Source organism: Rhizobium sp. AG207R (assembly GCF_027109195.1).
Classification (GTDB): Bacteria; Pseudomonadota; Alphaproteobacteria; order Rhizobiales; family Rhizobiaceae; genus Rhizobium; species Rhizobium dioscoreae.
On record NZ_JAEPVT010000005.1, the window covers coordinates 153278 to 178004 of the forward strand.

Below are 24727 nucleotides of genomic sequence, written 5' to 3' on the forward strand. Positions count from 1 at the left end.
TGATCGGACAATCGACCCGAGATCGCATAGGTCTCGAGCTGTCAGAATGTTGGGCCGGCTCCGCCGTTCTTCAGCGTGAAATAAGCAAAGGCTGCTACGAAAAATGCAATGATGGCCAAAATCGCCAGCAAACGCTTGAGCCAGGGAGGCGTTTGTCTCGGCGGTTTCGGCTTCGGACGGCGTTCAAACTTGATGACATTATCGGACATGACAATCGATTAGCGAAGATCAAATGGTTTGCCAATCCTGTACGAACGCCAACGATGTGACGTTTCCGCCATCGGCCAGATTAAATGCTCCATTCATCCAAACTCTCAATCTTGTCCGCTACGCTTCGGGGTGGCGGATAGTCGATTGAAGCTCACACATCCCGAAGGTGCCTTCTTGAATATCCTCAATAAAATTCGCCCCTGGAGCCCGCAGCAGCGTGCATTGATCGTCCCCTTCCCGGCAGAACAGGATCTGGCCGAACGCAAATCCGCGGCAACCAGCGCCGACGGCCCGATTGTGGCGTTTTTTACCGAAGGCAGTTTTTACGAACAGGAAAAGGAGCGTATGGCCCATTCGGCGGAGCGGATCGGGCTGAAGGTACATGCAACGGCAGTGCCCAGCGCCGGCAGCTGGGTACTGAATGCCGGGCTGAAACCCGGCTTCCTTCTGCAGGAAAGGGCGAGGCTGCGCGGGCCTATTCTTTATGTCGACGTCGATGCAGTCTTCCACCGCAATCCCTGGCAAGAGCTTCGTAAACTCGAATGCGATATTGCAGTCTACTATGAGTTCGATGCCCGTCTTATCAGCGCGACGATTCTCATCAACGACACGCCCGGCGCGGCGGAGCTCATCGAGCGCTGGCGGGAAGGATGTCTTGCCAAGCCTGACGTGTGGGATCAGGTGGTTCTGGAGGAAATCATCGCCGAGGACGCAGCGAGCGCGAAGCCCCAATTCCGTGTAGCCAGACTGCCTGCGTCATTCTGCTGGATATTCGATCGGGTCGAGAATGGTGCCGTCAGCGAGGTCTTCATCGAACAGCTCCAGGCAAGCCGCGAGGCGACCAAGCGCAAACGCTGGTTTGGCCGCATCGGCAAACGGCTGAAGCGCCGTCGCGATCGTGTCGAGGAAATCGAGCGCGTCCTAAACGGTGACAATTAGGGCACGCTTCGAACGAGCCTGCCACACGATCAAACCTGAATCACAGCATGTCGCCCAGCGTCCAATGATTGTTCCATCGCGCATCGATCTCATCCTCGACATTCTGATAGCGAATATCGGTGGAAAGGCGCAGTCTGCGCTGGCCGTCCTGATTGGTGGTGGCGGCGTGGATCATGAACGGTGAATGGAGCATGACGTCGCCCGCCTCATAATCGGCGACCAGCCAGCGCGTGTCGAAGCGCTCAGCCATGCCAGGCAGATCTTTCGAAACCCAGCCACCCTCCGTCATATTGCGGTTGAACGCGCTGACACGCTCTTCGGGGCTGAGGTCCCTGTTCTTTTCGCCAAACTCCCGCTCCATCTCTAGGCCGATTGCGTGCGATCCCTCCAGATAGGTCAGTCCGCCCATTTCAACCGGGATATCGCCGATCGGTATCCATGCCGTGACGATCCGGCTGGTGCCGCCCCGAAGATAGACCAGATCATAATGCGCCGGCGTCGCCGTCGCCGTTCCCGGCCGCACATGGCGCATGATCTTGCGCTTATGCAGATAGGAGATGCCCGAGAGGAATGCATCCATGAAGCGCGAAAGACGCGGCTGCGCGCAGAAGCCCTCATAGGCGACCGAGCGCACGAGCGACATCAGGCAACGATCGACCTCTCTGCCTTCCGGCGCCGAAGCGGACGATATCCCATCCCTCGGATCCGTTCCCTTCTCGACCAGCCCCGTCTTCGCCATGTGACTGAAGACCCAGCCGCGAAAATCGATCACGTCCTTGCGCGGCAGAAATCCCTTGAGCCACACATAGCCGTTCTCCTCGTAGAGCGTGCGGATTGCCTCAACACCGATGCACGGATCGGTCGGGGTGAGATAACCGAGCCGATGGGGCGCGGTGGAGAGAACCTTTCCATTGGCAACAAGGTTAAGTGCACTTTTGTCGGAAAGGACGCTCTGCATGGGAATCGACATTTCACTCGCCTACGGTTTGATTTGATTGCCCATTGAATCTAGCAGCCAGCGATGCTTCACTACATGGACGAAAGTGATACTGGACTTTTCGCTCACCATGACATCGACAACACATGCCATCTACCGCTCGCCACTTGCCTCCACCGGAGGACTGGCCGTCACCGGCAGCGGCAGGCAGCATGCCATGCATGCCGTTAAAGCACGGAAGCTGCCGAGCTATGCGGTGGTGCTCGTCGAAAGCGGCCAAGGCTTTCTCGAAACGGATGCCGGCGGCCGCAGAAGCGTGAAAGGCCCGGCGCTCTTTTGGCTCTTCCCGAACCGCCAGCACTCTTATGGTCCCGATGCGCAAGGCTGGAGTGAGCGATGGGCGCTTTTCGAAGGCTCTCTCGTGCGCGACTTCCTGCGACTGCGCCTCATCAGCGAGCAGAATCCGCTTACCACCCTTCGTAATCTCGATAATGTGCAGCGTCTCTTCGGCTCCATCCACGACGACCTTATCGAAGACACCAACCTATCAAGAGCAGCTGCTTCATCCGCTCTTCATCAGATCGTCATTCTGGCTGCACGGCAGGCGAGCCAGATCGCTCCCTCTCCTCGGCAAGGCTCGGATATCGGCGAGATCATCGAGGCTCTTCGCCAAAGAGCAACAGAAGCTCTCGACATGGCGGCTTTTGCAGCTGAATGCGGCATGTCGCCCGCCACGCTGCGCCGAAAAATTTCGGCGGAAGTCGGGTTGCCGCCGAAGGGGTTTCAGCTTCGCGTGCGCATGGACCGTGCAAAGGAGTTGCTGACGATGACGGATGACAAGATCGAGATCATCGCCTCAAAAGTCGGATTCGATGATCCGTTCTACTTCTCCCGGCTGTTCCATGAGCGCGAAAACTGCACGCCGCGCGATTTTCGCGCCCGCTACCGGAGAAGCTGATCGATCAAGATAGGCCGAACACGTCGCAACGGCCCTTGTCAAGCCGCATCATTCCCCGACGGCGCTCGCTCCAAATTCCGGCGCCGCCAGGCCGCCGGTGCCTCCCCCACCCGCTTGCGAAAAAAGCGTGAGAAATAGGCGGGATCTTCAAAGCCTACTTCACGACCAATATCCTCGACGGAGCGGATGGTGAACATCAGCAGACGCTTGGCTTCCAGCAGCCGCCGGTCCAAAAGCATCTCCTTGACACTGTGCCCGAACACCTCGCGCGCCGCCTTATCGAGCAGATGCGGCGTCGTGGCGAGCAGGTCGACATAGGTGCCGACCGGCCAATCGCTCTTGTAATGGCGGTCTATGGCGCTGCGTAGCGCCAAGGCAAGCGTCACGGTCGGTGAAGCTGAAGGCAGCGCCGCGCTGCCGCCAAGCCGGTTCATCAGCGACAGCACGACGCCGATCAGCCCCAGCATGACTTTTTCGCTTTGGCCGCCGCGCTCGCGATATTCGGCGCTGACCATTTGCAGCAGCGTGTCGATCTTTTGCCAGGAAGGATCGCCCGGCCGTGCCGTCAGAAAGGTCGGCACGTCAAGGCTTAGATCCACCTGAGGTACCAAAGCCTTTAAAGTATCGTCCGATATCGAGACGACGATGGCATCGGACTGATCGTCGACATCGAATCCATGAATGATGTTACTCGGCACGAAGCTGATCGTCGGAGCGGAAAAATTCCAAGTCCGATCCTCGATCCGGTAGCGACCGTCGCCCTTGTACCAATAGGTGATCTGCCCCATCAACGGGTGTTTATGAGACGCGACATGCCCAAAATGCAGCGTTTTGCGGTCCATGACCGTTTCCACGTGCAGAAATCCGACGTCAAGCGCCCGGCTCGGCACGCCATAGACAAAGAAATTCGGGATTTCGTTCTTCTGCGACATGCCGGAAAAAGTACCAGCGAATTGCCCCCTTTGTCCATGGTCGCGCCGAGGGTTCGGACGTAGCATTGATCATGATCTCAAGGGAGGAATACGAGATGCGAGCTGAAGATCACCGCAGCGACAAGACCCGTCCGTTTACCGGCGCCGAATATCTGGAAAGCCTGCGCGATGGCCGCGAAGTCTATATCAATGGCGAGCGCATCGCTGATGTGACTGCGCATCCCGCCATGCGCAACTCCGTCCGCTCACTCGCCCGCATGTACGACGCGCTGCATGACGAAAAGACTAAGGAACGTCTGACCTCGCCGACGGATACGGGATCGGGCGGCTATACCCACAAATACTTCCGAGTGGCGAAATCTTCCGCCGAGCTTGTGGCACAGCAGGGCGCCATCGCCGATTGGGCGCGCATGTCCTATGGCTGGATGGGCCGCACCGCAGATTACAAGGCGGCCCTTATGAATACACTCGGCGCTAATGCCGACTGGTACGGCCCGTTCAAGGACAATGCGCTTTCCTGGCATAAGCGCGCGCAGGAATCCGTGCTCTTCATGAACCATGCGATCGTCAATCCGCCGATCGACCGCCACAAGCCCGCCGATGCCGTCAAGGATGTCTTCGTCCACATTACCAAGGAGACCGATGCTGGCATCTATGTCTCCGGTGCCAAGGTGGTGGCGACATCCTCCGCACTGACCCACTATAATTTCCTCGCCCAGAGTTCGGCGACGGTCACGGAAGACCCGTCGCTCTCTGTCATGTTCATCGTTCCGATGAATGCGCCTGGCATTAAGATGTTCTGCCGCGTCTCCTATGAGCAGACCGCCAATACTGTGGGACATCCCTTCGACTATCCGCTGTCGTCACGCTTCGATGAGAACGACGCCATTCTGGTGCTCGACAATGTCTTCGTGCCCTGGGAGGATGTGCTTGTGCTGCGCGACGCGGCAAAGATCCTCTCCTTCCACCCCGCTTCGGGCTTCATGCATGGCTATTGCTTCCAGGGCTGCACGCGTTTCGCCGTGAAGCTCGATTTCATCGCCGGATTGCTGGCTAAGGCGCTGCGCGCGACCGGCGGCGATGCCTTCCGCGGCAATCAGGCGGCACTTGGCGAGGTCATCGCACTTCGCCACATGTTCTGGTCCTTCTCTAATGCCATGGCCTACAATCCGCAGCCCTGGGCGAATGGCGCGGTGCTGCCAAACATGGAAGCGGCCCTCTCCTACCGCACCTTCATGTCAGAGGCCTATCCCCGCGTCATCGAAACGGTCCGCAAAGTCATCGCGTCCGGGCTGATCTATCTGCCTTCCTCGGCCAAGGATTTCGGTAATCCGGAGATCGACCGCTACCTCGCGCAATATGTACGCGGTTCCAACGACATGGGTCATATCGAGCGCATCAAGATCATGAAGCTGCTGTGGGACGCCACCGGCACCGAGTTCGGCGGACGCCATGCCCTTTACGAGCTCAACTATGCCGGCGCGCCGGAGGAAGTCCGCCTGCAGGTGCTGAAGGGTGCCGAGCGCGGCGGCCGGCTGAAGGAAATGGAAGCGCTCGTCGATCAGTGCATGAGCGATTACGACGAGAATGGCTGGACCGGAGATACGTGGTTGCCGCCTTTGGGTGACACCTCCCCCGTCCGCAACGCCGCCGAGTGAGGACGTTGCCATGGAGGAGCAACTCTCGAAAACAGAATTTCGCAACGCCATGGCCAGGGTTTGCGCACCGGTGAATGTCATCACCACCAACGGCCCCGCCGGCCGCGGCGGCTTTACCGCCACCGCCATGTGCAGCGTCACCGACGAACCGCCGACGCTGCTGGTCTGCATGAACAGCCGCTCGGCGCAAACTAGCCTCTTCCTCGATAATCGCCGCTTCTGCGTCAATGTTCTGACGCAGGAGCACAAGGAACTGGCCGGTTATTTCGCCGGCCAACGCGCCGACATGGAAGAGCGCTACGCCGCCGCGGAATGGATCAACTTCCGCTCTGGCAGCCAGGCGCTTTCCGATGCCATCGTCTCCTTCGATTGCCGGCTGACGGAAGCGCGCTTGGTCGGCACGCACCATATCTTTATCGGCGAAGTGATGGATATCCGCAGCCGCAAGGATGGGCATGCGCTGCTCTATTTCGACCGCAACTATGTGCATGTGCCGACCCAGACGGGGAGCTTCGGCGGCTAGGTGCCGCAGGAACAGCTATCGATCGTGGGAGCAAAAAAGGGGGCCGGCGATAACGCGGCACCCCTTCTTGCGTAATAAAACAATCTGTCAGAGCTGAATCCAGGCCGTCTTCAGATCGACATACTTGTCGAGCGCATGCAGCGATTTGTCGTGGCCATTGCCGGATTGTTTGACGCCACCAAGTGGTACGCTGTTATCGGCACCGCCATAGGTATTGACATGCACCACGCCGGCGCGGATGCCCCGGACCATTCGATGAGCCTGCGACAGGTTCGATGTCCAGACGGCCGAGGCAAGGCCATATTCCGTGGCATTGGCGATCCGCAGGGCCTCTGCTTCACCTTCAAAGGGAATGATCGACAGGATCGGCCCGAAGACCTCTTCCCGCGCCAGGGTCATCGACGGCTTCACGTCGAATACGGTCGGCCGCATGTAATAACCGCCCGTCTCCTCGAGAATACGCGAACCACCAGTGCGCAACGATGCACCCTCCGACAGCGCCTGCGAGACGTAGCCAAGATCCTTCTTCAGCTGGATCTCGCTGGAAATCGCCCCTGCCTCCGTCGTCAGCTGCAGGGGATCGCCGGCTTTCATGCTTTCGGCGATGCGAGCCACCTTCTCGGAGAAGGCTTCATGAATCGACTTCTCCACAAGCAACCGGGAGCCGGCGACACAGACCTGGCCGGAATTGCGGAAGATGCCATAGGCGGAAACCTTGGCCGCATGATCGAGATCGGGCGCATCGGCAAAGACGATGTTCGGCGACTTGCCGCCAAGCTCCAGATAGACGCGCTTCAGGTTAGAACGCGCCGAATATTCCAGGAGCCGCCGCCCGACAGGGCCGGAACCGGTGAAGGCAAGCACATCGACCTCCATGTGCAGCCCCAGCGCCTCGCCGCAGACCGCACCTCGGCCAGTCACGACGTTGAGCACGCCTTCGGGCAATCCCGCTTCGGCGCAAATTTCGGCGAGCCTGAGCAGCGTCAGCGACGCGCCCTCGGCCGGCTTCAGCACGACGGAATTGCCTGCGGCGAGCGCCGGTGCGATCTTCCAGGCGCCGATCATCATCGGAAAATTCCACGGTACGATAGCGGCAACGACACCGATGGCTTCGCGGTGGACCAGACCGAGAATATTCTCCGCCGTCGGCGCGATCTCCCCATAAACCTTGTCGATCGCCTCGGCATAGTAACGGAACGTGCCTGCGGCGCTGCCGGGCTCGGCCTTCAGCGCCATCGAGATTTCAGTGCCGTTGTCGCGCACGCCGAGGACGGCGAGCTCGAGCGCGTTCTTCTCAATCAGTTCGGCAATCTTCAGCAGCACTTTCTTGCGTTCGGCCGGTGCCGCCTTCGACCAGCTGCCCTTTTCGAACGCCTGCCGCGCGGCCTTGACCGCGAGATCGACATCCTCCGTGCCGGCGTCAGCAATCGTGGTCAGCTTTGTTCCATCGATCGGCGAAATGACGTCCATGGCGGCTCCGCTGATCGGCTGGCGCCAGGCACCTGCGATGAACAATGCCTGCGGCGAAACGGATAATGTCCGGAGCTGGTCGATCTTGTCCTGCATCTCATTCTCTCACAAAGAGGGTGGCGGGGTCCTCCGCCACCGCGATTGGAACTCAAGCTTCCTGGCCGGCGCCGAGGCGGGCATAGCCGGCCGCATCCGACGACTTCAGGCGAGCAGCCGCGATGAAGCCAATGATCCCTGCGATCAGCACGAGCGCCGGCAAGACCACGGCCAGCACACCATTGGCGCCGGCAATCGCCCCGAAATTCGCCGAGATATAATAGACGAGCGCCAAAAGGATCAGACCCGTCAAGATGGGCAGCACCTTGATCGCGAGCATATTGCGCTCAAGTCCCGGATTGCGGCTGAAGAACACCACGATCGAGAAGGCTGTAAACGCCATCAGCAGGATGATCGCCAGCGTCGCGACATTGGTGAGCCAGGAGAAGAGCGCCAGCACCGGATCCTGACCCGTCACCGCAAAGAGCGCGACGACGAGCACGGCAATAACGGTCTGGATGATCGAGCCGATATGCGGGCTCTGGAAGACTGGATGCGTGACGCCGACCGATTTCGGCAGCAAGCCTTCGCGGCCGGCAACATACATGTAGCGGGCAACGCCGTTGTGAAAGGCGAGAATGCCGGCAAACAGGCTGGTGATGAAGAGCACGCTCATGACAACGGTGATCCAGTGGCCGACATAGCGTTCGGCGAGGCCGAAGAGGAACGTCGTGGGATCGGCAAGACCCTGCAGGGTCGGGACGAGCTTGTCGACACCAGCGCCGGTCACCATCAGCCAGGACGTCAGCATATAGAAGAGGCCGATGATGAGAACGGAAATATAGGTCGCGCGCGGCACGGTCTTTTCCGGTTCGCGAGCTTCTTCGCTGTAGATAGTGGTCGCTTCGAAGCCGATGAAGGCGGCAAAGCAGAATAGGAGACCCACGGCCGGCGTTCCGCTCCAGAAGGCGGTCGGCGTGAACGGCGCGGCCGTCAAACCGGCATCGCCACCCTTGATGAAGATCGCAGCATCGATGACGAGCACGACGAGATATTCGAGAATAACGAGCACCGTCAGCACTTTCGCCGACAGATCCACACGGCGATAGCCGAAGACGGCGACGAAGGCGATGCCGATGAAGCTCCAGACCCACCAGGGAAGATCGAGACCGAGCTGCTCGGCAAAGAAGCCTTTGGTCGCCGCACCGAAAAGCCCGAGAACCCCGACCTGCATGGCATTATAGGCGAGGATCGCGATCAGTGCAGCGGCACCGCCCATCAAGCCGCCAAGGCCCTGGGCCGTATAGGCATAGAAGGCGCCGGCATTGCGAATGTGACGCGCCATGGCGACATAGCCGACCGCAAACAGCAGCAGAATACCCGTCACCAGCAGAAAGGTCAGCGGAATGCCTGGCCCGTTGCCGAGCATCATCGAAAGCGGCACGCCGCCGGCCACCGCCGTCAGCGGTGCGGCAGCCGACACCACGAGGAAGGTCACGGCACCGACGCCGAGACTGTTCTTGCGCAGCTGGTTGTCAGCCGCACCTTGCGAATTTTGCGTGTTCATCTGCGTTCGTTCCCCTTGTTTAAGAACATCCGATCATCGCCGCGATTGCACGCGTGCGACCTCCACCAAAAACCGGACTGACGATCGGGGCCCATGTTTTGTTGATCTTACCGCCGTCAGCGCTTATGGTTCATTATTTGAACCACAGCTTCAAATACAGACTTGCAAACATTGCCGGCCTCTGTCAAGTTATTTCGCATGTTAAGTATCTTGGGTCGCTGCTATCGTGCCGTGGCGCAGGGTCAGCAGGCTGATTTGACGGGAAGCCCCGGCTGGACGCCTAGAATCAGACCCAGACCAACCCAAGAGGAGGAATAATGAGCACGATCGGAAAGGCGCTGGCATTGCTGGATACCCTGTCACGGCTGGACAAGGAGGCGGGTCTGACCGACATCGCCCGCCTGTGCGCGCTGGACAAGGCGACGGCACGACGCTTTCTCGTAGAGCTGAAAAAACACGGCTTCGTCGAGCAGGATCCAGAGACGCGCCGCTACCGCATCGGCTCGGCACCGGTTCGCCTCGCCCGTATCCGGGAAGCGCGCTTTCCCTTCCTGCGGGTCGCAATCCCCTTCATCAGGACACTTGCCGAATCCTCGACCGAGACCGTGCATCTGTCCGAATTTTCGGGCGGGCAGCTTTCTACCATTCATGTTGAAGACTCACCGCGCGCCCACCGCATCATCGTCGATGTCGGAAGCCTCCTTCCCTTTCATGCGACGGCATCAGGCCTCGCCTTTCTGGCCTTCTGCCCACCCGTGGAAATCGACGAAGCGCTTAAAAAGCCGCTGGAAAAATTTACCGACCACACCGTCACCGACCCCCAATTGCTGCATAAAATGCTCGATGAAACCGCTGCACGGGGCTTTTCCGTCATTGACCAAGGTCTCGAGGCCGGCGTCATCAGCACGGCGGCACCGGTGCGCACGCCGAGCGGCCGCCCAATCGGTTGCGTGGCAATCGCCGCCCCGCTCTCTCGCACCACGAAGGCTACCATCCAGGAATTCGGCGCGCAGGCCGCCGCCACGGCCAGCACGATCTCAGAAAAATACTACGGGTCGGAAAGACCCACGGGAACCATTGCGAAACTCAGGAGGACGGATTGATGAGCCCGGAGGCTCCCTCACCACGGATACTCGTCATCGGAACCGGTGACACCAAATGCGACGAACTGCAATTCATGGCGTCCGTCATCAAGCAAGCCGGTGGCCAGCCGGTCATGATGGATGTGAGCATTCTCGGCGATCCACCGTACAGCCCCGATTATTCCAAACATGACATTGCGAAGGCTGCCGCAACGACAATCGAAGCCATTACCGAAAGCGGCGACGAAAACAGCGCCATGGCGGTTATGGCGAAGGGCGCATCGGCCCTGACCCTCCGCCTCTACGACGATGGACTGGTCGACGGCATTATCGTGCTCGGCGGCTCCATGGGCACGGATCTGGCGCTCGATGTCGCTGCCGTCCTGCCGCTCGGCGTGCCGAAATTCGTGGTTTCGACCATCGCCTACTCCCACCTCATACCGCCCGAACGCATCGCGCCCGATCTTATGATGATCCTGTGGGCTGGCGGTCTCTATGGTCTCAACAGCATCTGCCAGTCGGTTCTCTCCCAGGCCTGCGGCGCGGTCGTCGGCGCTGCAAAGCACGGCACCAAACCCGATCGCGAACGTCCCCTCGTCGGCATGACCTCCCTTGGCTCCTCCTGCCTGAAATATATGAAATATCTGCGGCCCGAGCTGGAAAAGCGCGGCTACGACGTCGCCGTATTCCATTCGACCGGCATGGGCGGACGGGCCTATGAAGCGATCGCCTCGAAGGGTGGCTTTGCCGCCGTCTTCGACTTCTGCATCCAGGAAGTCAGCAATCATCATTATAGCAGCGTCGTCACCTCTGGGCCCGACCGTCTCGAAAACGCCGGTCGCGCCGGCATTCCGCAGATCGTCGCACCCGGCGCGATCGACATGGTCGATCTTCAGGCATGGCAAGCCCTGCCAGAGATCTTTGTGGATCGCCCGTATCACGCCCATAACCGGCTGATCGGGTCGGTAACGACATCGCCGGAAGGGCGGCGTGCGGTAGCCCGTGTGATCGGAGAAAAACTGCGGCGCGCCGAAGCGAATGTCGCCTTCCTCCTGCCGACTGAAGGCTTGCAGGAATGGGACAAGCCGGATGAACCCTTGCATGATCCAGAGGGCCTCGACGCCTTCCTCGACGAAATGCGCCGAGCCGTTCCGCCCAGCGTTACGCTGCAGGAGGTCGATGCGCATATCAACGCGCCGGCCTTCTCGACCGCTGCCCTTGCCATCTTCGATCGATGGGTTGCCGAAGGCGTCATTCCGGAGGGGCGGCCATGAGCCAAGACCGCGCGCTTATCCTCGACTTTGGCGGCGTCGTTACCCGCACCCTGTTCGAAACCCATGACATCACCGAGCGCACGCTCGGCCTTCCCAAGGGATCGCTAACCTGGCTCGGCCCGTTCGACACGACGACGGACCCGCTTTGGGTCGAAATGCAGAACCGCGAGATCACCGAACGCGACTATTGGCTGAAGCGCACGAAGGAAGTTGGCAAGCTGGTCGGCGAAAACTGGACGGACATGCAGACCTTCGTGCGCCGGGCGCGCGGCGCCGAGCCGGAGCTGGTCCTGCGGCCAGAAGCCCGCGACGCCATCCTGCGCACCAAGGAGGCCGGCCTCAAGCTGGCAATTCTGTCGAACGAACTCGACCTTTTCTATGGCGTCGAATTCCGTCAGCGCTTTCCGCTGATCGAGCTTTTCGACGTCATCGTCGATGCCACCTACACGAAGATCCTGAAACCCGATCCCCGCGCCTACGAGCTCGTCCTTGCCGAGCTCAACCTCCCGCGCGAGGCCTGCGTCTTCGTCGACGACCAGAAGAAGAACATCGAGGGCGCCGAAGCCGTGAGCTTGCCTCACGTGCATTTCGACGTGACCCGCCCTGCCGAAAGCTATGCCCGCGCACTTGCGATGCTGGGGCTCTGAACCAAGAGGAATTTGACATGCGTGAGACCAATTTCATCATCGAAAACAACGCCCGTCACCTGTGGCATCCGATGGCTCACCCCGCTGAGATGCAGGCCAATCCGCCGCGCATCATCAACTCAGGCGAAGGCGTCGAGATCGTCGATATCCAGGGCAGGAAAGTGCTCGACGCGGTCGGGGGCCTCTGGAATGTCAATCTCGGCTACTCCTGCGAGCCGGTGAAGAAGGCGATCCGCGACCAGCTCGACGAACTGCCTTATTATTCGACCTTCCGCGGCACGACGAACTCACCCCTGATCGAACTGTCCTACGAGCTTGCCGAATGGTTCAAGCCGGACGGCCTCAGCCGTTCCTTCTTTACCTCAGGCGGCTCGGATTCGGTCGAGACCTGCCTGCGGCTGGCGCGCCAGTACCACAAGGTCAATGGTCAGCCCGAGCGCACCAAGTTCGTCGCGCTGAAGAAGGGCTATCACGGCACGCATTTCGGCGGCGCCTCGGTCAACGGCAACCAGAACTTCCGCCGCAACTACGAGCCGCTGCTTCCAGGCGTCTTCCACCTGCCGGCACCCTTCACCTACCGCAATCCCTTCAACACCACCGATGGTGCGGAGATTGCGGCTGCAATCGGCAGGCTCTTCGAGGATGAAATTGCCTTCCAGGGTGCCGACACCATTGCGGCCCTGATCGTCGAACCGGTGCTCGGCGCCGGCGGCGTCATCGTTCCGCACGAGACCTTCCTGCCGCTGATGCGCGAGATCTGCGATCGGCACGGCATCCTGCTGATCGCCGACGAAGTGATCACCGCCTTCGGCCGCACCGGCACCTGGACCGGATCGCGTCTCTGGGGCGTGCAGCCGGATATGATGTCGACGGCCAAAGCGATCACCAACGGCTACTTCCCCTTCGGTGCGGTGATGATCTCCGACAAGGTGGCGCAGGTCTTCGAAAGCAACAAGGGCGCTGTCGGCAGCATCGGCCATGGTTACACCTATTCCGGCCATCCGGTCGGTGCCGCCGCAGCCCTTGCGACCTTGAAGGAAACCAAGCGGCTCAACGTCGCCGCCAATGCCGCCGCCCGCGGCGAAGAGCTACTCGCCGGCCTCAAGGCGTTGCAGAACAAGCATGAATTGATCGGCGATGTGCGCGGCAAGGGTTTGATGTGCGCCCTCGAACTCGTCAGCGACCGCGCAAAGAAGAGCGGTGCTGCCAAGGATGTCGTGCAAAAGGTACAGGACGCGACCTATGACGCCGGCGTCTTGGTCCGCACCTCGGGCACCAATGTCATCATGTCGCCGCCGCTCATCGTGACGGCGGAGAATGTCCAGACCATCCTGACCGCGCTCGACGCAGGTCTCACCGCGGCGAAGGGCTGATCATGTCCGACACTGCAGCCCTCATCGCGCGTCGGGAACGGCTTCTCGGCCGGAACATGTCGCTCTTTTACGACGACCCCGTGCATCTGGTGCGCGGCGAAGGCGTCTGGCTCTGGGACGCCGATGGCCGCAAGTATCTAGATTGCTACAACAATGTGCCGCATGTCGGCCATTGCCACCCGCGCGTGGTGGAAGCGATCGCGCGGCAGGCCTCGACGCTGAACACGCATACGCGCTACCTGCACGAAGGCATACTTGATTATGTCGAGCGGCTGACGGCAACCTTCGATAAGAGCCTCAACGCGGCGATCCTGACCTGCACGGGCAGCGAAGCCAATGACGTGGCGCTGCGCGTGGCACAGGCCATGACCGGCAAAACCGGCGTTATCGCCACCAACCACACCTATCACGGCAACACGGCCGCCGTGTCGCAGCTGTCGACCCGCATGCCGCCGGTTGGCGGCTTCGGCGGCCATGTGCGCCACGTGCCGGCGCCGGACAGCTATCGCCCGCTCGGCGGCGAAGGCGGAGAGGCCTTTGCTATGACCTTTGCGGCCGAAGTGGAGAAAGCGATTGCCTCGCTTCAGGAGAGCCCGCACGGCTTTTCGGCCATCATCATCGATCCGTTCTTCGCCAATGAAGGCTTTCCCGATCTGCCGCCGGGTTTTCTCGACAAAACGGTTGCCGCCGTGCGCAAGGCGGGCGGCCTCGTGATTACCGACGAGGTACAGCCCGGTTTCGGCCGGACCGGCACGCATATGTGGGGTCACCAGCACGCTGGCATCGTTCCCGATATCGTCACGCTCGGCAAGCCGATGGCCAACGGCCATCCGGTCGGCGGCGTCATTGCCAATGTCGATACGATCAACACTTTTCGCAAAGCATTCCGCTATTTCAACACCTTCGGCGGCAATCCGGTCTCCTGCGCGGCAGCCATGGCGGTTCTCGATGTCATCGAGGATGAGAACCTTATCGAGAATGCCCGCAATGTCGGCGAATATACGCGCGACGCGTTCAAGCGGCTGGCCGAGAAGCACTCGATCATCGGCGACGTGCGCGGCAGTGGCCTCTTCATGGGCACTGAGTTTGTGCTGGACAGGCAGACGAAGGAGCCGGCTACCGCTGAGGCAACCCGGATCATCAACGCCATGCGCGAACGCGGCGTGCTGATGGGCAAGATCGGCATTCACCAATGCGCCACGAAGATCCGACCGCCCATGCCGTTTACCCGGAGCAATGCCGACTACATGTTGTCGATCTTCGACGATGTCCTATCCGGCCTGTGAGGCAATATGGCTGATCAATTGCCTCAGGCCATCCGCGATGCCCTGCAGAGACGTGCGCTGGAGGCCCTCGACCATTGGCCAGTGCAGGCCCATGAACCTCTCCTGATGAAATATCGAGAGAATGCCGTCTTCCGCATCACGCTGGAGGATGGTCAGTTCGCCGCACTGCGGCTCCATCGGCCGGGCTACCATGACGAGACGAGCCTGCGCTCGGAACTGCACTTCATGGCGGCGCTCAAGCTCGGCGGCCTTGATGTGCCGAGTCCCGTTGCGACAAGCAGAAAGCAGAGCCTCGTCCGACTGCCAGCCAACAGGCATTTTGCCGAACAGCATGCCGACGTGGTGAGCTGGATCGACGGCGTGCCACTTGGCCAAAGTGGCGTGCCGCTGTCGCATTCGGCCGAGATGCAGGCCGACATCTTCTTTCGCGTCGGACAGAGCATGGCGACCATGCACGAACTTGCCGATGCTTGGGAGCCTCCGGAGCGTTTTCGCCGCCCAGCATGGAACGTCGAGGGTTTGGTCGGCGAAAAGCCGTTATGGGGTCGCTTCTGGGATTGCCGGGGCCTTTCGTCCGAGAGCACCACTGCGCTCTCGGCATTACGCGACGAACTACGCCGCACCCTTGGAGATGCAGAAGCTCAAGACTTCGATTACGGGCTGATCCATGCCGATCTGGTGCGGGAAAACATCTTTCTGACGGGAGCCGACGGCGATGTCGCCTTCATCGATTTCGACGATGCGGGACATGGTTTCCGCCTGTTCGATCTTGCCACCACCCTACTCAAGAACCGCAGAGAGCCCGCCTATCCTGCAATCGAGCAAGCGCTGATAGCAGGTTATCGCAGCCGGCGATCCCTCTCCGACGCGGCGCTGGCGGCCCTGCCCCTATTCATGGTGCTGAGGAGCCTTACATATATTGGATGGCTCGCGGGACGTCCGGAAATTCCGGGCAGTGTCGAGCGTCTGTCGCGTTACGTCAATGAAAGCCTGAAGATGGCAAGAGAGCTCGACTTTGCCGCTTGACATCTGCGAGATATTTATTAACGTGTTAAGTAATTACGGTCTCGGGAGGACTCAATGCCACATCTCGCCATCGAATATTCGGCCAATCTGGAGGGTCGCACCGATATCGGTGCGCTCTGCGAGCGACTGCTGAAGACGGTGCTGGAGACCGGACTTTTCGAGGTCGGGGCTGCGCGCGTGCGCGCCTTTCGCGCCGAGCACTACGCCATCGCCGACAAGCTGCCCGAAAACGCCTTCATCGACTTGAACTTCCGCATTGGCAAGGGCCGCACGCAGGAAGAAAAGAAACGCACCGGCGAGGCAATCTTCGCCGCAGCGATCGACGTTCTCGGCCCGCTTTTCGAGACGCCGCATTTCGCCCTTTCGCTTGAGATCCGCGAGATCGATGCGGAGCTCAGCTGGAAGAAGAACGCCATTCATCCGCGGCTTCGCGGCAAGTGACATTCCCTTCGTGGGACGACATAACACCAAAGGAATAGACGATGTCCAAACTGCAGGAAAACATCGCAAAGGCGGAAGGCTTTCTCGCCCGTTTCAAGGATCGCGGCATTCTCAACCGCATCAATGGCGAGGATGTCTCGGCCGATGACGGTTCCACTTTCGAAACGATTTCGCCTGTGGATCTGAAGCCGCTCGCTACCGTGGCCCGCGGCAAGGCAGCCGATATCGATCGCGCTGCAAAGGCCGCAAAGGCTGCCTTCGCAGAGTGGGCCGCGATGCCTGGTGAAGCCCGCAAGAAGCTCCTGCATAAGATCGCCGATGCGATCGTCGCGCGCGCCGAAGAAATCGCCTTCGTCGAGTGCATGGATACCGGACAATCCCTGAAATTCATGGCGAAGGCCGCTCTACGCGGTGCGGAAAACTTCCGCTTCTTCGCCGATCGCGCCCCGGAAGCCCGCGACGGCAAGACGTTGCGTGCGGAAGGTCAGGTGAACCTGACGACACGCGTGCCGATCGGCCCGGTCGGCATTATCACGCCCTGGAACACGCCCTTCATGCTGTCGACCTGGAAGATCGCGCCGGCGCTTGCCGCCGGATGCACCATCGTCCACAAGCCGGCCGAATTCTCGCCACTCACTGCGCGCCTTCTAGTGGAGATCGCCGAGGAGGCCGGCCTGCCGAAGGGTGTATGGAATCTCGTCAACGGTCTCGGCGAGGATGCCGGTCGCGCATTGACCGAACACCCGCTGATCAAGGCGATCGGCTTCGTCGGCGAAAGCCGCACCGGCTCGATGATCATGAAGCAGGGCGCCGACACGCTGAAGCGTGTGCATTTCGAGCTCGGCGGCAAGAACCCTGTCATCGTCTTTGCCGATGCCGATCTGGAACGCGCAGCCGACGCTGCCGTCTTCATGATCTATTCTTTGAATGGCGAGCGCTGCACGTCGTCCTCGCGCCTGCTGGTGGAGGAAAGCGTCTACGACAAGTTCACCGCGATCGTCGCTGAGAAGGCCAAGCGCATCAAGGTCGGACATCCCCTTGATCCGGAAACCGTCGTCGGCCCGCTCGTCCATCCCGTGCATGAAAAGAAGGTGCTGGAATATATTCAGATCGGCCGTTCGGAAGGCGCGACGCTCGCCGCTGGCGGCGAGAAAGTCAACGGCCCCGGCGGCGGTTGCTATGTCTCGCCCACGCTCTTCACTGGCGCCAACAACCAGATGCGCATCGCTCAGGAAGAAATCTTCGGGCCGGTTCTGACCGCCATTCCCTTCAAGGACGAAGCCGATGCGCTGGCGCTGGCTAATGAGGTCCAATACGGCCTGACCGGTTATCTCTGGACCTCGGACGTCACCCGCGCCTTCCGCTTCACCGATCACCTCGAAGCCGGCATGATCTGGGTGAACTCGGAAAATGTGCGTCACCTGCCCACACCCTTCGGCGGGGTCAAAAGCTCCGGCATCGGCCGCGACGGCGGCGACTGGTCCTTCGATTTCTACATGGAAACCAAGAACATCGCCTTCGCCACCAAGCCGCACGCCATCCAGAAACTCGGCGGCTGAGCCGCCAATATCTATAAGTACGCATAAGAGGAGGAACAAATGCCCCTGCCGAAACCCAATCTCTATCCGCCTTTCAACATCGTGCGTCTCAGCCATGTCGAATTCGGCGTTACCGATCTTGCCAAATCCCGCGCCTTCTATGTCGACACGCTCGGTCTGCAGGTGACGGATGAAACGGCCGATACGATCTATCTCAGGGCGATGGAGGAACGCGGCCACCACTGCATCGTGCTGAAGAAATCCGACAAGGCCGAAGCCCGCGATCTCGGCTTCAAGGTCTTCAGCGACGAGGATCTCGACAAGGCGGCGCATTTCTTCAAGGGCAAGGACCTGCCGGTCGAATGGATCGAGCGCCCCTATCAGGCGCGCACCTTCCGCACCCGTGACCCGCACGGCATCCCGCTCGAATTCTATTCGAAGATGGACCGCCTGCCGCCGATCCATCAAAAATACGCCCTCTACAAGGGCGTGAAGCCGCTGCGTATCGACCACTTCAACTGTTTCTCGACCAATGTCGATGAAAGCGTCGCCTTCTATAATGAGCTCGGTTTCCGCGTGACCGAATATACCGAGGATGCGGAAACAGGCCGCCTTTGGGCCGCCTGGACGCATCGCAAGGGCGGCGTCCATGACATTGCCTTCACCAACGGCCGCGGTCCGCGCCTGCATCACACCGCCTTCTGGGTGCCGACGCCGCTTAACATCATCGACCTGCTCGATCTGATGGCGACGACCGGCTGGGTCGCCAATATCGAGCGCGGGCCGGGCCGCCACGGCATCTCCAACGCCTTCTTCCTCTATATTCTCGATCCCGATGGCCACCGCATCGAAATCTATTGCTCGGACTATCAGACGGTCGATCCCGATCTGGAACCGATCAAGTGGGACCTCAAGGATCCGCAGCGCCAGACATTGTGGGGCGCCCCCGCTCCCAAATCCTGGTTCGAACATGGTAGCCTGTTTGCCGGTGCGGAAGTGGCCGAGCCTGATCTGAAGGCGCAGCCGATTATCGCGCCTTAAGCGTTACCATTGAGAGCGGGTGAAAAACGCCCGTTCCTCATCAACGTTCGAAAGTGCGAGGAGTCCGTCATGAATTTGAAAGACGCAACATTGTTCCGGCAGGCCGCATTGGTCGGCTGCGAGTGGATCGAGGCCGATCCCTCCAACGCGATCAAGGTCGACAACCCCGCAACGGGCGAGATCATCGGCCTCGTTCCCAATCTGGGCGCGGCCGAGACCAAAAAGGCGATTGCCGCAGCCGAAGCCGCGCAGAAGGAATGGGCCGCCCGCACCGCCAAGGAGCGCTCCGGCATCCTCAGGCGCTGGTTTGAGCTGATGATGGAAAACCAGGATGACCTCGGACGCATTCTGACGGCCGAACAGGGCAAGCCCCTGCCTGAAGCCAAGGGCGAAATCGCCTACGGCGCCAGCTTCATCGAATGGTTTGCCGAGGAAGCCCGCCGCGTCTATGGCGACATCATTCCCGGGCACCAGAAGGACAAGCGCATTCTGGTCATGAAGCAGCCGATCGGCGTCGTCGCGGCCATCACCCCCTGGAACTTTCCAAACGCCATGATTACCCGCAAGGCCGGCCCTGCCTTTGCCGCCGGCTGCGCCATGGTGCTGAAGCCTGCCTCGCAGACGCCATTCTCGGCCATTGCAATCGCCATTCTTGCCGAGCGCGCCGGCCTGCCCAAGGGCCTATTCAGTGTTCTCACAGGCTCGGCCCGCGCCATCGGCGGCGAGATGACCGCAAGCCCGGTCGTGCGTAAGCTCACCTTCACCGGCTCGACGGAAGTCGGCGCCGAGCTCTACAAGCAGAGCGCGCCGACCATCAAAAAACTCGGGCTGGAGCTCGGCGGCAATGCACCCTTCATCGTATTTGACGATGCCGATCTCGATGCCGCCGTCGAAGGCGCGATGATCGCCAAATTCCGCAACAATGGCCAGACTTGCGTCTGCGCCAACCGTCTCTACGTGCAGGACGGCGTTTATGATGCCTTTGCCGAAAAACTCTCGAAGGCGGTCGGCTCGCTGAAGACTGGTAACGGCTTCGATGAAGGCATCAATCTCGGCCCGCTGATCGACGAGGCGGCCCTTGCCAAAGTCGAAGAGCATGTCGCCGATGCGCTTTCCAAGGGCGGCCGCGTCGTTGCCGGCGGCCATCGCCACCAGCTCGGTGGACGCTTTTATGAGGCGACGGTACTTGCCGACGTCACGCCTGCCATGGCCGTAGCCAGGGAAGAAACCTTCGGTCCCGTGGCTCCCCTCTTCCGCTTCAAGGATGAGGCCGATGTCATTGCACAGGCCAACGACACCGAGTTCGGCCTTGCCTCCTATTTCTATGCCAAGGATCTCGCTCGCGTCTTCCGCGTCGCCGAAGCCCTGGAGTATGGCATGGTTGGCGTCAATACCGGCTTGATCTCGACAGCCGAAGCGCCGTTCGGCGGCATCAAGCTTTCCGGCCTCGGCCGTGAGGGTTCACGCTACGGAATCGAGGAATTCACCGAAATCAAATATGTCTGCCTCGGCGGCGTCATCTGAGGTCAAGAGAAGGCCATGAAAGCATGACCCATCCCAGATTCCTGTCTTTTTCGAGAAACGGCCGTCATCGCTACGGGCTCGCGGTCGACGGCGGTGTCGTCGACCTCTCGGCTCGCCATGGCGCGACATGGCCGACGCTGCGCGAAGTGATCGAGGTCGGTCGCCTCGTTCAACTCGCCGAGGAAGCCAAGACGTTAAAGCCGGATTTCGCGCTCGACGACATTCGCTTCGAAATTCCCATTCCGTCACCGGAAAAGATCATTTGCGTCGGGGTCAATTTCCCCGATCGCAATGAGGAGTACAAGGATGGGCAGGCAGCTCCCCCCAATCCCTCGCTTTTCATCCGCTTTCCGCGGTCTTTCACCGGGCACGATCAACCCCTGATCCGCCCGCCGGAAAGCCCGCAGCTCGATTATGAAGGCGAGGTCGTCATCGTCATCGGCAAAGGCGGTCGCCGCATTGCCGAGGCCGATGCCTTCTCGCATATTGCCGCTCTTTCGCTTTGCAATGAGGGCACGATCCGCGACTGGGTGCGGCATGCGAAGTTCAATGTCACCCAGGGCAAGAACTTCGACAATACCGGCTCGATCGGCCCGTGGCTGATCCCCTTCACGGATGCGGCCCAGATTGAAGACATAGCGCTCACGACCCGCGTCAATGGCGAAGTGCGCCAGAGCGACCGCACCAGCCGAATGATCTTCTCCTTCCGCAAGATCATCAACTACATCTCCACTTTCACTACGCTCGTCCCCGGCGACGTCATCGTCACGGGCACGCCGACAGGCGCCGGCGCCCGCTTCGATCCGCCGATCTGGCTAAAGCCGGGCGATGTCGTCGAAGTCGAAGCCGATGGCCTCGGTATCCTGAAAAATACCATTGCCGACGAGGTGCGCTGATGCTGTCGCAAGATGAAATCCAGGCTGCGGCCGAAAGCCTCGATCAAGCGGAGCGGACGCGCGTCCAGACCGGACTCCTCTCCCTCAAGCATCCCCAGATGACGATGGACGATTCCTATGCCGTTCAGGGCGCCTGGGTCAAAAAGAAGATTGCGCGCGGCCGCGAGCCGATCGGCTGGAAGATCGGGCTGACGTCGAAGGCAATGCAATATGCCCTAAACATCAACATCCCGGATTCCGGCGTACTCTTCGACGACATGGTGTTCGAAGATGGCGCCACCGTGCCGGCCGACCGCTTTATCCAGCCGCGCATCGAGGCCGAGATCGCCTTTGTCATGAAGGCGCCGCTCAAAGGCCCGAATGTTTCGATCTTCGATGTGCTGAATGCCACCGACTATGTGACGCCGGCTCTTGAGATCCTCGACACGCGCATCCTTCGCGTCGATCCCGATACGAAAAGGGCGCGCACAATCGTCGACACCATCTCCGACAATGCCGCCAATGCCGGCATCGTCACAGGCGGCCGCGCCGTGCGGCCTGATGAGATCGACATGCGCTGGATGGGTGCGATCGTCAGCCGCAATGCCGAAGTGGAAGAAACCGGGCTTGGCGCCGGCGTGCTCAACCAGCCCGCACGTGGCATCGCCTGGCTTGCCAATCGACTGTCGCAATATGGCGATGGCATCGAAGCCGGCCAGATCGTGCTTGCCGGCTCGTTCATCCGCCCGATCGAGGCGCGGCATGGCGATACGATCAATGCCGATTTCGGTCCCTACGGATCGGTTAGCCTGTTCTTTGCATGAAGGAGCGAGCCATGCCTGCGCCGAAAAACCTCTTCAAACAGGCCCTGAAGGAAGGGCGGGCGCAGATTGGCCTCTGGCAGGCGCTCGCCAATGCCTACACGGTCGAAATCTGCGCCGGCGCCGGCTACGACTGGCTGCTGCTGGATGCGGAGCATGCCCCGAACGATGTGCCGCTTCTCGTCTCGCAACTCCAGGCGATGAAGGGCACGGCGAGCCATGCTGTGATCCGCCCGCCAATCGGCGAGACCTGGATCATCAAGCAGATGCTCGATATAGGCGCACAGACTTTGCTGATCCCGATGGTCGACAGCAAGGAAATGGCCGAGGCCATGGTCAAGGCTGTTAGATACCCGCCGCATGGCGTGCGCGGCGTCGGCGCAGCCCTTACCCGCGCCTCCGCCTTCAACCGCATTCCGGATTACCTTGCGACGGCCAATGACGAGATCTGCCTGCTGCTGCAAGTGGAAAGTCGCGCCGGGCTTGCGGCGCTCGACGACATCGCCTCGACGGTAGGCGTCGATGGCGTCTTCATTGGACCATCCGATCTCGCAGCCGACATGGGCTATCTCGGCAAGCCGGGTGCCCCTGAAGTTCAGGCAGAAGTCGAAAAAGCGCTCACAAAAATCCAGTCGCATGGCAAGGCCGCCGGCATCCTGATCGGCGATCTTTCGCTGGCCAAACGCTATCTCGAACTTGGTGCCACTTTCGTCGCGATCGGCAACGACGTCACCCTGCTTGCCAATGCCACAATCAAGCTCCTTGACGATTTCAAGAAGGCGGATGCCGCCAAGCCGTCTCAAGACGTCAAGGTCTATTGAGCGCCGACGCCACCCTCCCTGCGTCGCGAGACCTTGCGCCTCATCGCGCAAATTTCGGCATGGGGAAAGCCTTGTGCACGCTCAGTCAAAACGGACTGCACAGCTGGACGCGACGCCTCCGCGAGCATCGGTCATGATGAACCCGAAAGCCAAGAGGAGGAAACATGCGTTTCAAGAACAAGACTGCCCTGATCACCGGCGGCGGCACGGGCATTGGCGCGGCCGTCGCCCGCCGTATTAGGCAGGAAGGCGGCAATGTCGCACTCGTGGGGCGCCGTCCCGAGCCGCTGAGAAGTGTTGCCGATGAAATCGGCGCTACCATCGTCGCGGCCGATGCCGCCGACGGCGCCGCGATGAAGGCTGCCGTCGAGAAGGTCGTCGCAACCCACGGCGGCCTCGATATCCTGATTGCCAATGCCGGCGGCCATGGCGTCGGGCCGACGGTCAGCATGTCGGACGAGACCTGGGATCTCGCCGTTCGTCTCAACCTCAACACCGCCTTCGTCAGCGCCCGCGAATCCCTGCCGCATCTCATCAGGAACCAAGGCAACATCGTCGTCCTCGCCTCGATTGCCGGACTCTTTGCCGGGCCGGATGCGGCGGGCTACGTCACCATGAAACATGGTTGCATCGGCCTCGCGAAATCGCTGGCGCGCGACTACGGCCGCAAGGGCGTGCGCACCAATACCGTCTGCCCCGGCTGGGTCACGACCGCCATGGCCGATGAGCAGATGGAATTCATCGTCAAGAAATACAAGCTGAACGGCATCGAGGAGGCCTACGCGCTCGTCACCAAGGACGTGCCGCTCGGCCGGCCGGCAACCGCAGAGGATGTCGCCAATGCCGTCTGCTTCCTGGCATCCGGCGAGGCATCGATGATCAACGGCGCGGTGCTCACCGTCGACGGCGGCGCCGGCACCGTCGACCTGCCGACGCTGGCTTTTGTAGAATAAAGGGAGGAAATAGAGATGAACCAGAATCCCAAGGACTGGAAAACCTACGACGAATTCGCCTATGGCATCGACACGAACCGTCTGCCCGCCACGGAGGCCCTGACCGGCTCGAGGCACAAGATCGCGTTCGACGATGGCCGTAGGTTGGAACTCTCCTTCGCCAAGGGTGAGGTGAAATGGTCGGATGGCAAGGACAGCGGGAACGACTTGTCCGAGGTGATCGAAGTCGCGCCGAAGACTTATTTCGTCGAGATCATCTTTGCCGGCCGCCCCAGGGAAGCCGAGACGCTGATCCTCAACACCGAGACGCGCCGCGTGCTTTCCATTTACTCGGTCGTTCGCGAGCTCAAGGATTCCGTCGGCGAGCCGCAGGTCGCGCAGATCTTCCGGCCGGGTGTTATTGAAGGTGGCGCCGCAAGCGGGCCGGTGCCGCACGAGAGCCGCGACCTGATCGGGCTCAGGGCTCATTTCACCTACAGCCCCAATCATGTCTACGAGCACACCTATCTCTCGTCGCAGCGCTATGCCTGGCAATGCCTTGTCGGCGTGCAGCGCGGCCACGGCGATGTTGATCTCACGACGACCTATAAGTTTGATGAAAATCTCTACATCTTCACCTTCCGTGAATTCAAAATCGCGGTCGCATCCACATTCTTCTACAATTTCAAGGATATGCGCTCGACAGGCAAGTTCCTCGGCATCACTGGCGACGGGCGCATCCAGAACAGCCCGGCCGGCGCCTTCATCCGCAAGGCCTCGATGACCTATTACCTGCCCGGCCAGGAACCCGTGTGA

At 60.6% G+C, this 24727-nt stretch carries 24 protein-coding genes; 19 read left to right on the plus strand and 5 right to left on the minus strand.

Annotated elements, in window-relative coordinates:
* Window positions 1-41 precede the first annotated feature (41 nt).
* Window positions 42-209, minus strand: a complete 168-nt coding sequence (locus JJQ51_RS13175) for a hypothetical protein (protein ID WP_173002466.1) — start codon at window positions 207-209, stop codon at window positions 42-44.
* 145 nt (window positions 210-354) lie between these two features.
* On the opposite strand from JJQ51_RS13175, the gene JJQ51_RS13180 reads away from it, so the two are divergent.
* Entirely contained in the window at window positions 355-1149 is a 795-nt protein-coding gene (locus tag JJQ51_RS13180; protein ID WP_113350913.1) for a putative nucleotide-diphospho-sugar transferase, read from the plus strand.
* A 40-nt stretch (window positions 1150-1189) separates the two neighbouring features.
* On the opposite strand, the gene JJQ51_RS13185 is transcribed toward JJQ51_RS13180, so the two are convergent.
* Window positions 1190-2119, minus strand: a complete 930-nt coding sequence (locus JJQ51_RS13185; protein ID WP_113350912.1) for a phytanoyl-CoA dioxygenase family protein — start codon at window positions 2117-2119, stop codon at window positions 1190-1192.
* 97 nt (window positions 2120-2216) lie between these two features.
* On the opposite strand from JJQ51_RS13185, the gene JJQ51_RS13190 reads away from it, so the two are divergent.
* Window positions 2217-3044, plus strand: coding sequence for a helix-turn-helix domain-containing protein (locus tag JJQ51_RS13190; protein ID WP_113389520.1), 828 nt, complete (start codon window positions 2217-2219; stop codon window positions 3042-3044).
* Window positions 3045-3082: 38 nt separating this feature from the next.
* Here the strand turns inward: JJQ51_RS13190 and JJQ51_RS13195 are convergent, their stop codons facing one another.
* Window positions 3083-3976 carry a helix-turn-helix domain-containing protein gene (locus JJQ51_RS13195; RefSeq protein WP_113329272.1) on the minus strand — a complete coding sequence of 298 codons (894 nt, stop codon included), beginning with the start codon at window positions 3974-3976 and terminating at the stop codon, window positions 3083-3085.
* Window positions 3977-4071: 95 nt separating this feature from the next.
* Between JJQ51_RS13195 and JJQ51_RS13200 the strand changes: the two genes are divergently transcribed.
* Together JJQ51_RS13200 and JJQ51_RS13205 are read left to right on the plus strand one after the other, a co-directional pair.
* The gene (locus JJQ51_RS13200; protein ID WP_113329273.1) at window positions 4072-5634 is read left to right on the plus strand and encodes a 4-hydroxyphenylacetate 3-hydroxylase N-terminal domain-containing protein; all 1563 of its coding nucleotides are present in this window, start codon (window positions 4072-4074) and stop codon (window positions 5632-5634) included.
* Between the two features lie 10 nt (window positions 5635-5644).
* Window positions 5645-6157: a flavin reductase gene (locus JJQ51_RS13205; RefSeq protein WP_015342805.1), complete on the plus strand. Its 513-nt coding sequence runs from the start codon at window positions 5645-5647 to the stop codon at window positions 6155-6157.
* Window positions 6158-6244: 87 nt separating this feature from the next.
* Here JJQ51_RS13205 and JJQ51_RS13210 read toward each other — a convergent pair whose 3' ends face one another.
* Both JJQ51_RS13210 and JJQ51_RS13215 read right to left on the minus strand, forming a co-directional pair.
* Window positions 6245-7723, minus strand: coding sequence for an aldehyde dehydrogenase (locus JJQ51_RS13210; protein ID WP_113350910.1), 1479 nt, complete (start codon window positions 7721-7723; stop codon window positions 6245-6247).
* Between the two features lie 52 nt (window positions 7724-7775).
* Window positions 7776-9230: an APC family permease gene (locus JJQ51_RS13215; protein ID WP_269244795.1), complete on the minus strand. Its 1455-nt coding sequence runs from the start codon at window positions 9228-9230 to the stop codon at window positions 7776-7778.
* A gap of 317 nt (window positions 9231-9547) precedes the next feature.
* Between JJQ51_RS13215 and JJQ51_RS13220 the strand changes: the two genes are divergently transcribed.
* The 15 genes from JJQ51_RS13220 to JJQ51_RS13290 all read left to right on the plus strand — a co-directional run bounded on the left by JJQ51_RS13220 (window position 9548) and on the right by JJQ51_RS13290 (window position 24727).
* Window positions 9548-10333 carry an IclR family transcriptional regulator gene (locus tag JJQ51_RS13220; RefSeq protein ID WP_269244796.1) on the plus strand — a complete coding sequence of 262 codons (786 nt, stop codon included), beginning with the start codon at window positions 9548-9550 and terminating at the stop codon, window positions 10331-10333.
* Complete coding sequence (locus JJQ51_RS13225) at window positions 10333-11586, plus strand: Tm-1-like ATP-binding domain-containing protein (protein ID WP_269244797.1); 1254 nt, start codon at window positions 10333-10335, stop codon at window positions 11584-11586. The genes JJQ51_RS13220 and JJQ51_RS13225 overlap by 1 nt, the downstream gene beginning before the upstream one ends.
* On the plus strand, window positions 11583-12233 hold the full coding sequence (locus JJQ51_RS13230) for an HAD-IA family hydrolase (protein ID WP_269244798.1): 651 nt from the start codon (window positions 11583-11585) through the stop codon (window positions 12231-12233). The genes JJQ51_RS13225 and JJQ51_RS13230 overlap by 4 nt, the downstream gene beginning before the upstream one ends.
* Window positions 12234-12250: 17 nt before the next feature.
* Window positions 12251-13606 carry an aspartate aminotransferase family protein gene (locus JJQ51_RS13235; RefSeq protein ID WP_269244799.1) on the plus strand — a complete coding sequence of 452 codons (1356 nt, stop codon included), beginning with the start codon at window positions 12251-12253 and terminating at the stop codon, window positions 13604-13606.
* Window positions 13607-13608: 2 nt separating this feature from the next.
* Window positions 13609-14892: an aspartate aminotransferase family protein gene (locus JJQ51_RS13240; protein WP_269244800.1), complete on the plus strand. Its 1284-nt coding sequence runs from the start codon at window positions 13609-13611 to the stop codon at window positions 14890-14892.
* Window positions 14893-14898: 6 nt separating this feature from the next.
* Window positions 14899-15918, plus strand: a complete 1020-nt coding sequence (locus tag JJQ51_RS13245; protein ID WP_152092975.1) for a homoserine kinase — start codon at window positions 14899-14901, stop codon at window positions 15916-15918.
* Between the two features lie 54 nt (window positions 15919-15972).
* On the plus strand, window positions 15973-16359 hold the full coding sequence (locus JJQ51_RS13250) for a 5-carboxymethyl-2-hydroxymuconate Delta-isomerase (RefSeq protein ID WP_269244801.1): 387 nt from the start codon (window positions 15973-15975) through the stop codon (window positions 16357-16359).
* 41 nt (window positions 16360-16400) lie between these two features.
* Entirely contained in the window at window positions 16401-17918 is a 1518-nt protein-coding gene (gene hpaE, locus JJQ51_RS13255; RefSeq protein WP_269244802.1) for a 5-carboxymethyl-2-hydroxymuconate semialdehyde dehydrogenase, read from the plus strand.
* Window positions 17919-17957: 39 nt separating this feature from the next.
* Window positions 17958-18938, plus strand: coding sequence for a 3,4-dihydroxyphenylacetate 2,3-dioxygenase (gene hpaD / locus JJQ51_RS13260; RefSeq protein ID WP_145319700.1), 981 nt, complete (start codon window positions 17958-17960; stop codon window positions 18936-18938).
* A 69-nt stretch (window positions 18939-19007) separates the two neighbouring features.
* On the plus strand, window positions 19008-20462 hold the full coding sequence (gabD, locus tag JJQ51_RS13265; protein ID WP_269244803.1) for an NADP-dependent succinate-semialdehyde dehydrogenase: 1455 nt from the start codon (window positions 19008-19010) through the stop codon (window positions 20460-20462).
* Window positions 20463-20485: 23 nt separating this feature from the next.
* The gene (locus JJQ51_RS13270) at window positions 20486-21358 is read left to right on the plus strand and encodes a fumarylacetoacetate hydrolase family protein (protein WP_269244804.1); all 873 of its coding nucleotides are present in this window, start codon (window positions 20486-20488) and stop codon (window positions 21356-21358) included.
* Window positions 21358-22161, plus strand: coding sequence for a 2-oxo-hept-4-ene-1,7-dioate hydratase (gene hpaH / locus JJQ51_RS13275; RefSeq protein WP_113329287.1), 804 nt, complete (start codon window positions 21358-21360; stop codon window positions 22159-22161). The genes JJQ51_RS13270 and hpaH overlap by 1 nt, the downstream gene beginning before the upstream one ends.
* A gap of 11 nt (window positions 22162-22172) precedes the next feature.
* On the plus strand, window positions 22173-22979 hold the full coding sequence (gene hpaI, locus JJQ51_RS13280; protein ID WP_113329784.1) for a 4-hydroxy-2-oxoheptanedioate aldolase: 807 nt from the start codon (window positions 22173-22175) through the stop codon (window positions 22977-22979).
* Window positions 22980-23143: 164 nt separating this feature from the next.
* Complete coding sequence (locus JJQ51_RS13285; protein WP_269244805.1) at window positions 23144-23932, plus strand: SDR family NAD(P)-dependent oxidoreductase; 789 nt, start codon at window positions 23144-23146, stop codon at window positions 23930-23932.
* Between the two features lie 15 nt (window positions 23933-23947).
* Window positions 23948-24727, plus strand: a complete 780-nt coding sequence (locus tag JJQ51_RS13290; protein ID WP_269244806.1) for a MoaF C-terminal domain-containing protein — start codon at window positions 23948-23950, stop codon at window positions 24725-24727.

What these genes read in the sequence shown, in the direction of transcription:
- JJQ51_RS13175 (WP_173002466.1), bottom strand. Translation starts at nt 209, where the DNA reads ATGTCCGATAATGTCATCAAGTTTGAACGCCGTCCGAAGCCGAAACCG.
- JJQ51_RS13185 (WP_113350912.1), bottom strand. Translation starts at nt 2,119, where the DNA reads ATGTCGATTCCCATGCAGAGCGTCCTTTCCGACAAAAGTGCACTTAAC.
- JJQ51_RS13190 (WP_113389520.1), top strand. Translation starts at nt 2,217, where the DNA reads ATGACATCGACAACACATGCCATCTACCGCTCGCCACTTGCCTCCACC.
- JJQ51_RS13195 (WP_113329272.1), bottom strand. Translation starts at nt 3,976, where the DNA reads ATGTCGCAGAAGAACGAAATCCCGAATTTCTTTGTCTATGGCGTGCCG.
- JJQ51_RS13200 (WP_113329273.1), top strand. Translation starts at nt 4,072, where the DNA reads ATGCGAGCTGAAGATCACCGCAGCGACAAGACCCGTCCGTTTACCGGC.
- JJQ51_RS13205 (WP_015342805.1), top strand. Translation starts at nt 5,645, where the DNA reads ATGGAGGAGCAACTCTCGAAAACAGAATTTCGCAACGCCATGGCCAGG.
- JJQ51_RS13210 (WP_113350910.1), bottom strand. Translation starts at nt 7,723, where the DNA reads ATGCAGGACAAGATCGACCAGCTCCGGACATTATCCGTTTCGCCGCAG.
- JJQ51_RS13215 (WP_269244795.1), bottom strand. Translation starts at nt 9,230, where the DNA reads ATGAACACGCAAAATTCGCAAGGTGCGGCTGACAACCAGCTGCGCAAG.
- JJQ51_RS13220 (WP_269244796.1), top strand. Translation starts at nt 9,548, where the DNA reads ATGAGCACGATCGGAAAGGCGCTGGCATTGCTGGATACCCTGTCACGG.
- JJQ51_RS13225 (WP_269244797.1), top strand. Translation starts at nt 10,333, where the DNA reads ATGAGCCCGGAGGCTCCCTCACCACGGATACTCGTCATCGGAACCGGT.
- JJQ51_RS13230 (WP_269244798.1), top strand. Translation starts at nt 11,583, where the DNA reads ATGAGCCAAGACCGCGCGCTTATCCTCGACTTTGGCGGCGTCGTTACC.
- JJQ51_RS13235 (WP_269244799.1), top strand. Translation starts at nt 12,251, where the DNA reads ATGCGTGAGACCAATTTCATCATCGAAAACAACGCCCGTCACCTGTGG.
- JJQ51_RS13240 (WP_269244800.1), top strand. Translation starts at nt 13,609, where the DNA reads ATGTCCGACACTGCAGCCCTCATCGCGCGTCGGGAACGGCTTCTCGGC.
- JJQ51_RS13245 (WP_152092975.1), top strand. Translation starts at nt 14,899, where the DNA reads ATGGCTGATCAATTGCCTCAGGCCATCCGCGATGCCCTGCAGAGACGT.
- JJQ51_RS13250 (WP_269244801.1), top strand. Translation starts at nt 15,973, where the DNA reads ATGCCACATCTCGCCATCGAATATTCGGCCAATCTGGAGGGTCGCACC.
- hpaE (WP_269244802.1), top strand. Translation starts at nt 16,401, where the DNA reads ATGTCCAAACTGCAGGAAAACATCGCAAAGGCGGAAGGCTTTCTCGCC.
- hpaD (WP_145319700.1), top strand. Translation starts at nt 17,958, where the DNA reads ATGCCCCTGCCGAAACCCAATCTCTATCCGCCTTTCAACATCGTGCGT.
- gabD (WP_269244803.1), top strand. Translation starts at nt 19,008, where the DNA reads ATGAATTTGAAAGACGCAACATTGTTCCGGCAGGCCGCATTGGTCGGC.
- JJQ51_RS13270 (WP_269244804.1), top strand. Translation starts at nt 20,486, where the DNA reads ATGACCCATCCCAGATTCCTGTCTTTTTCGAGAAACGGCCGTCATCGC.
- hpaH (WP_113329287.1), top strand. Translation starts at nt 21,358, where the DNA reads ATGCTGTCGCAAGATGAAATCCAGGCTGCGGCCGAAAGCCTCGATCAA.
- hpaI (WP_113329784.1), top strand. Translation starts at nt 22,173, where the DNA reads ATGCCTGCGCCGAAAAACCTCTTCAAACAGGCCCTGAAGGAAGGGCGG.
- JJQ51_RS13285 (WP_269244805.1), top strand. Translation starts at nt 23,144, where the DNA reads ATGCGTTTCAAGAACAAGACTGCCCTGATCACCGGCGGCGGCACGGGC.
- JJQ51_RS13290 (WP_269244806.1), top strand. Translation starts at nt 23,948, where the DNA reads ATGAACCAGAATCCCAAGGACTGGAAAACCTACGACGAATTCGCCTAT.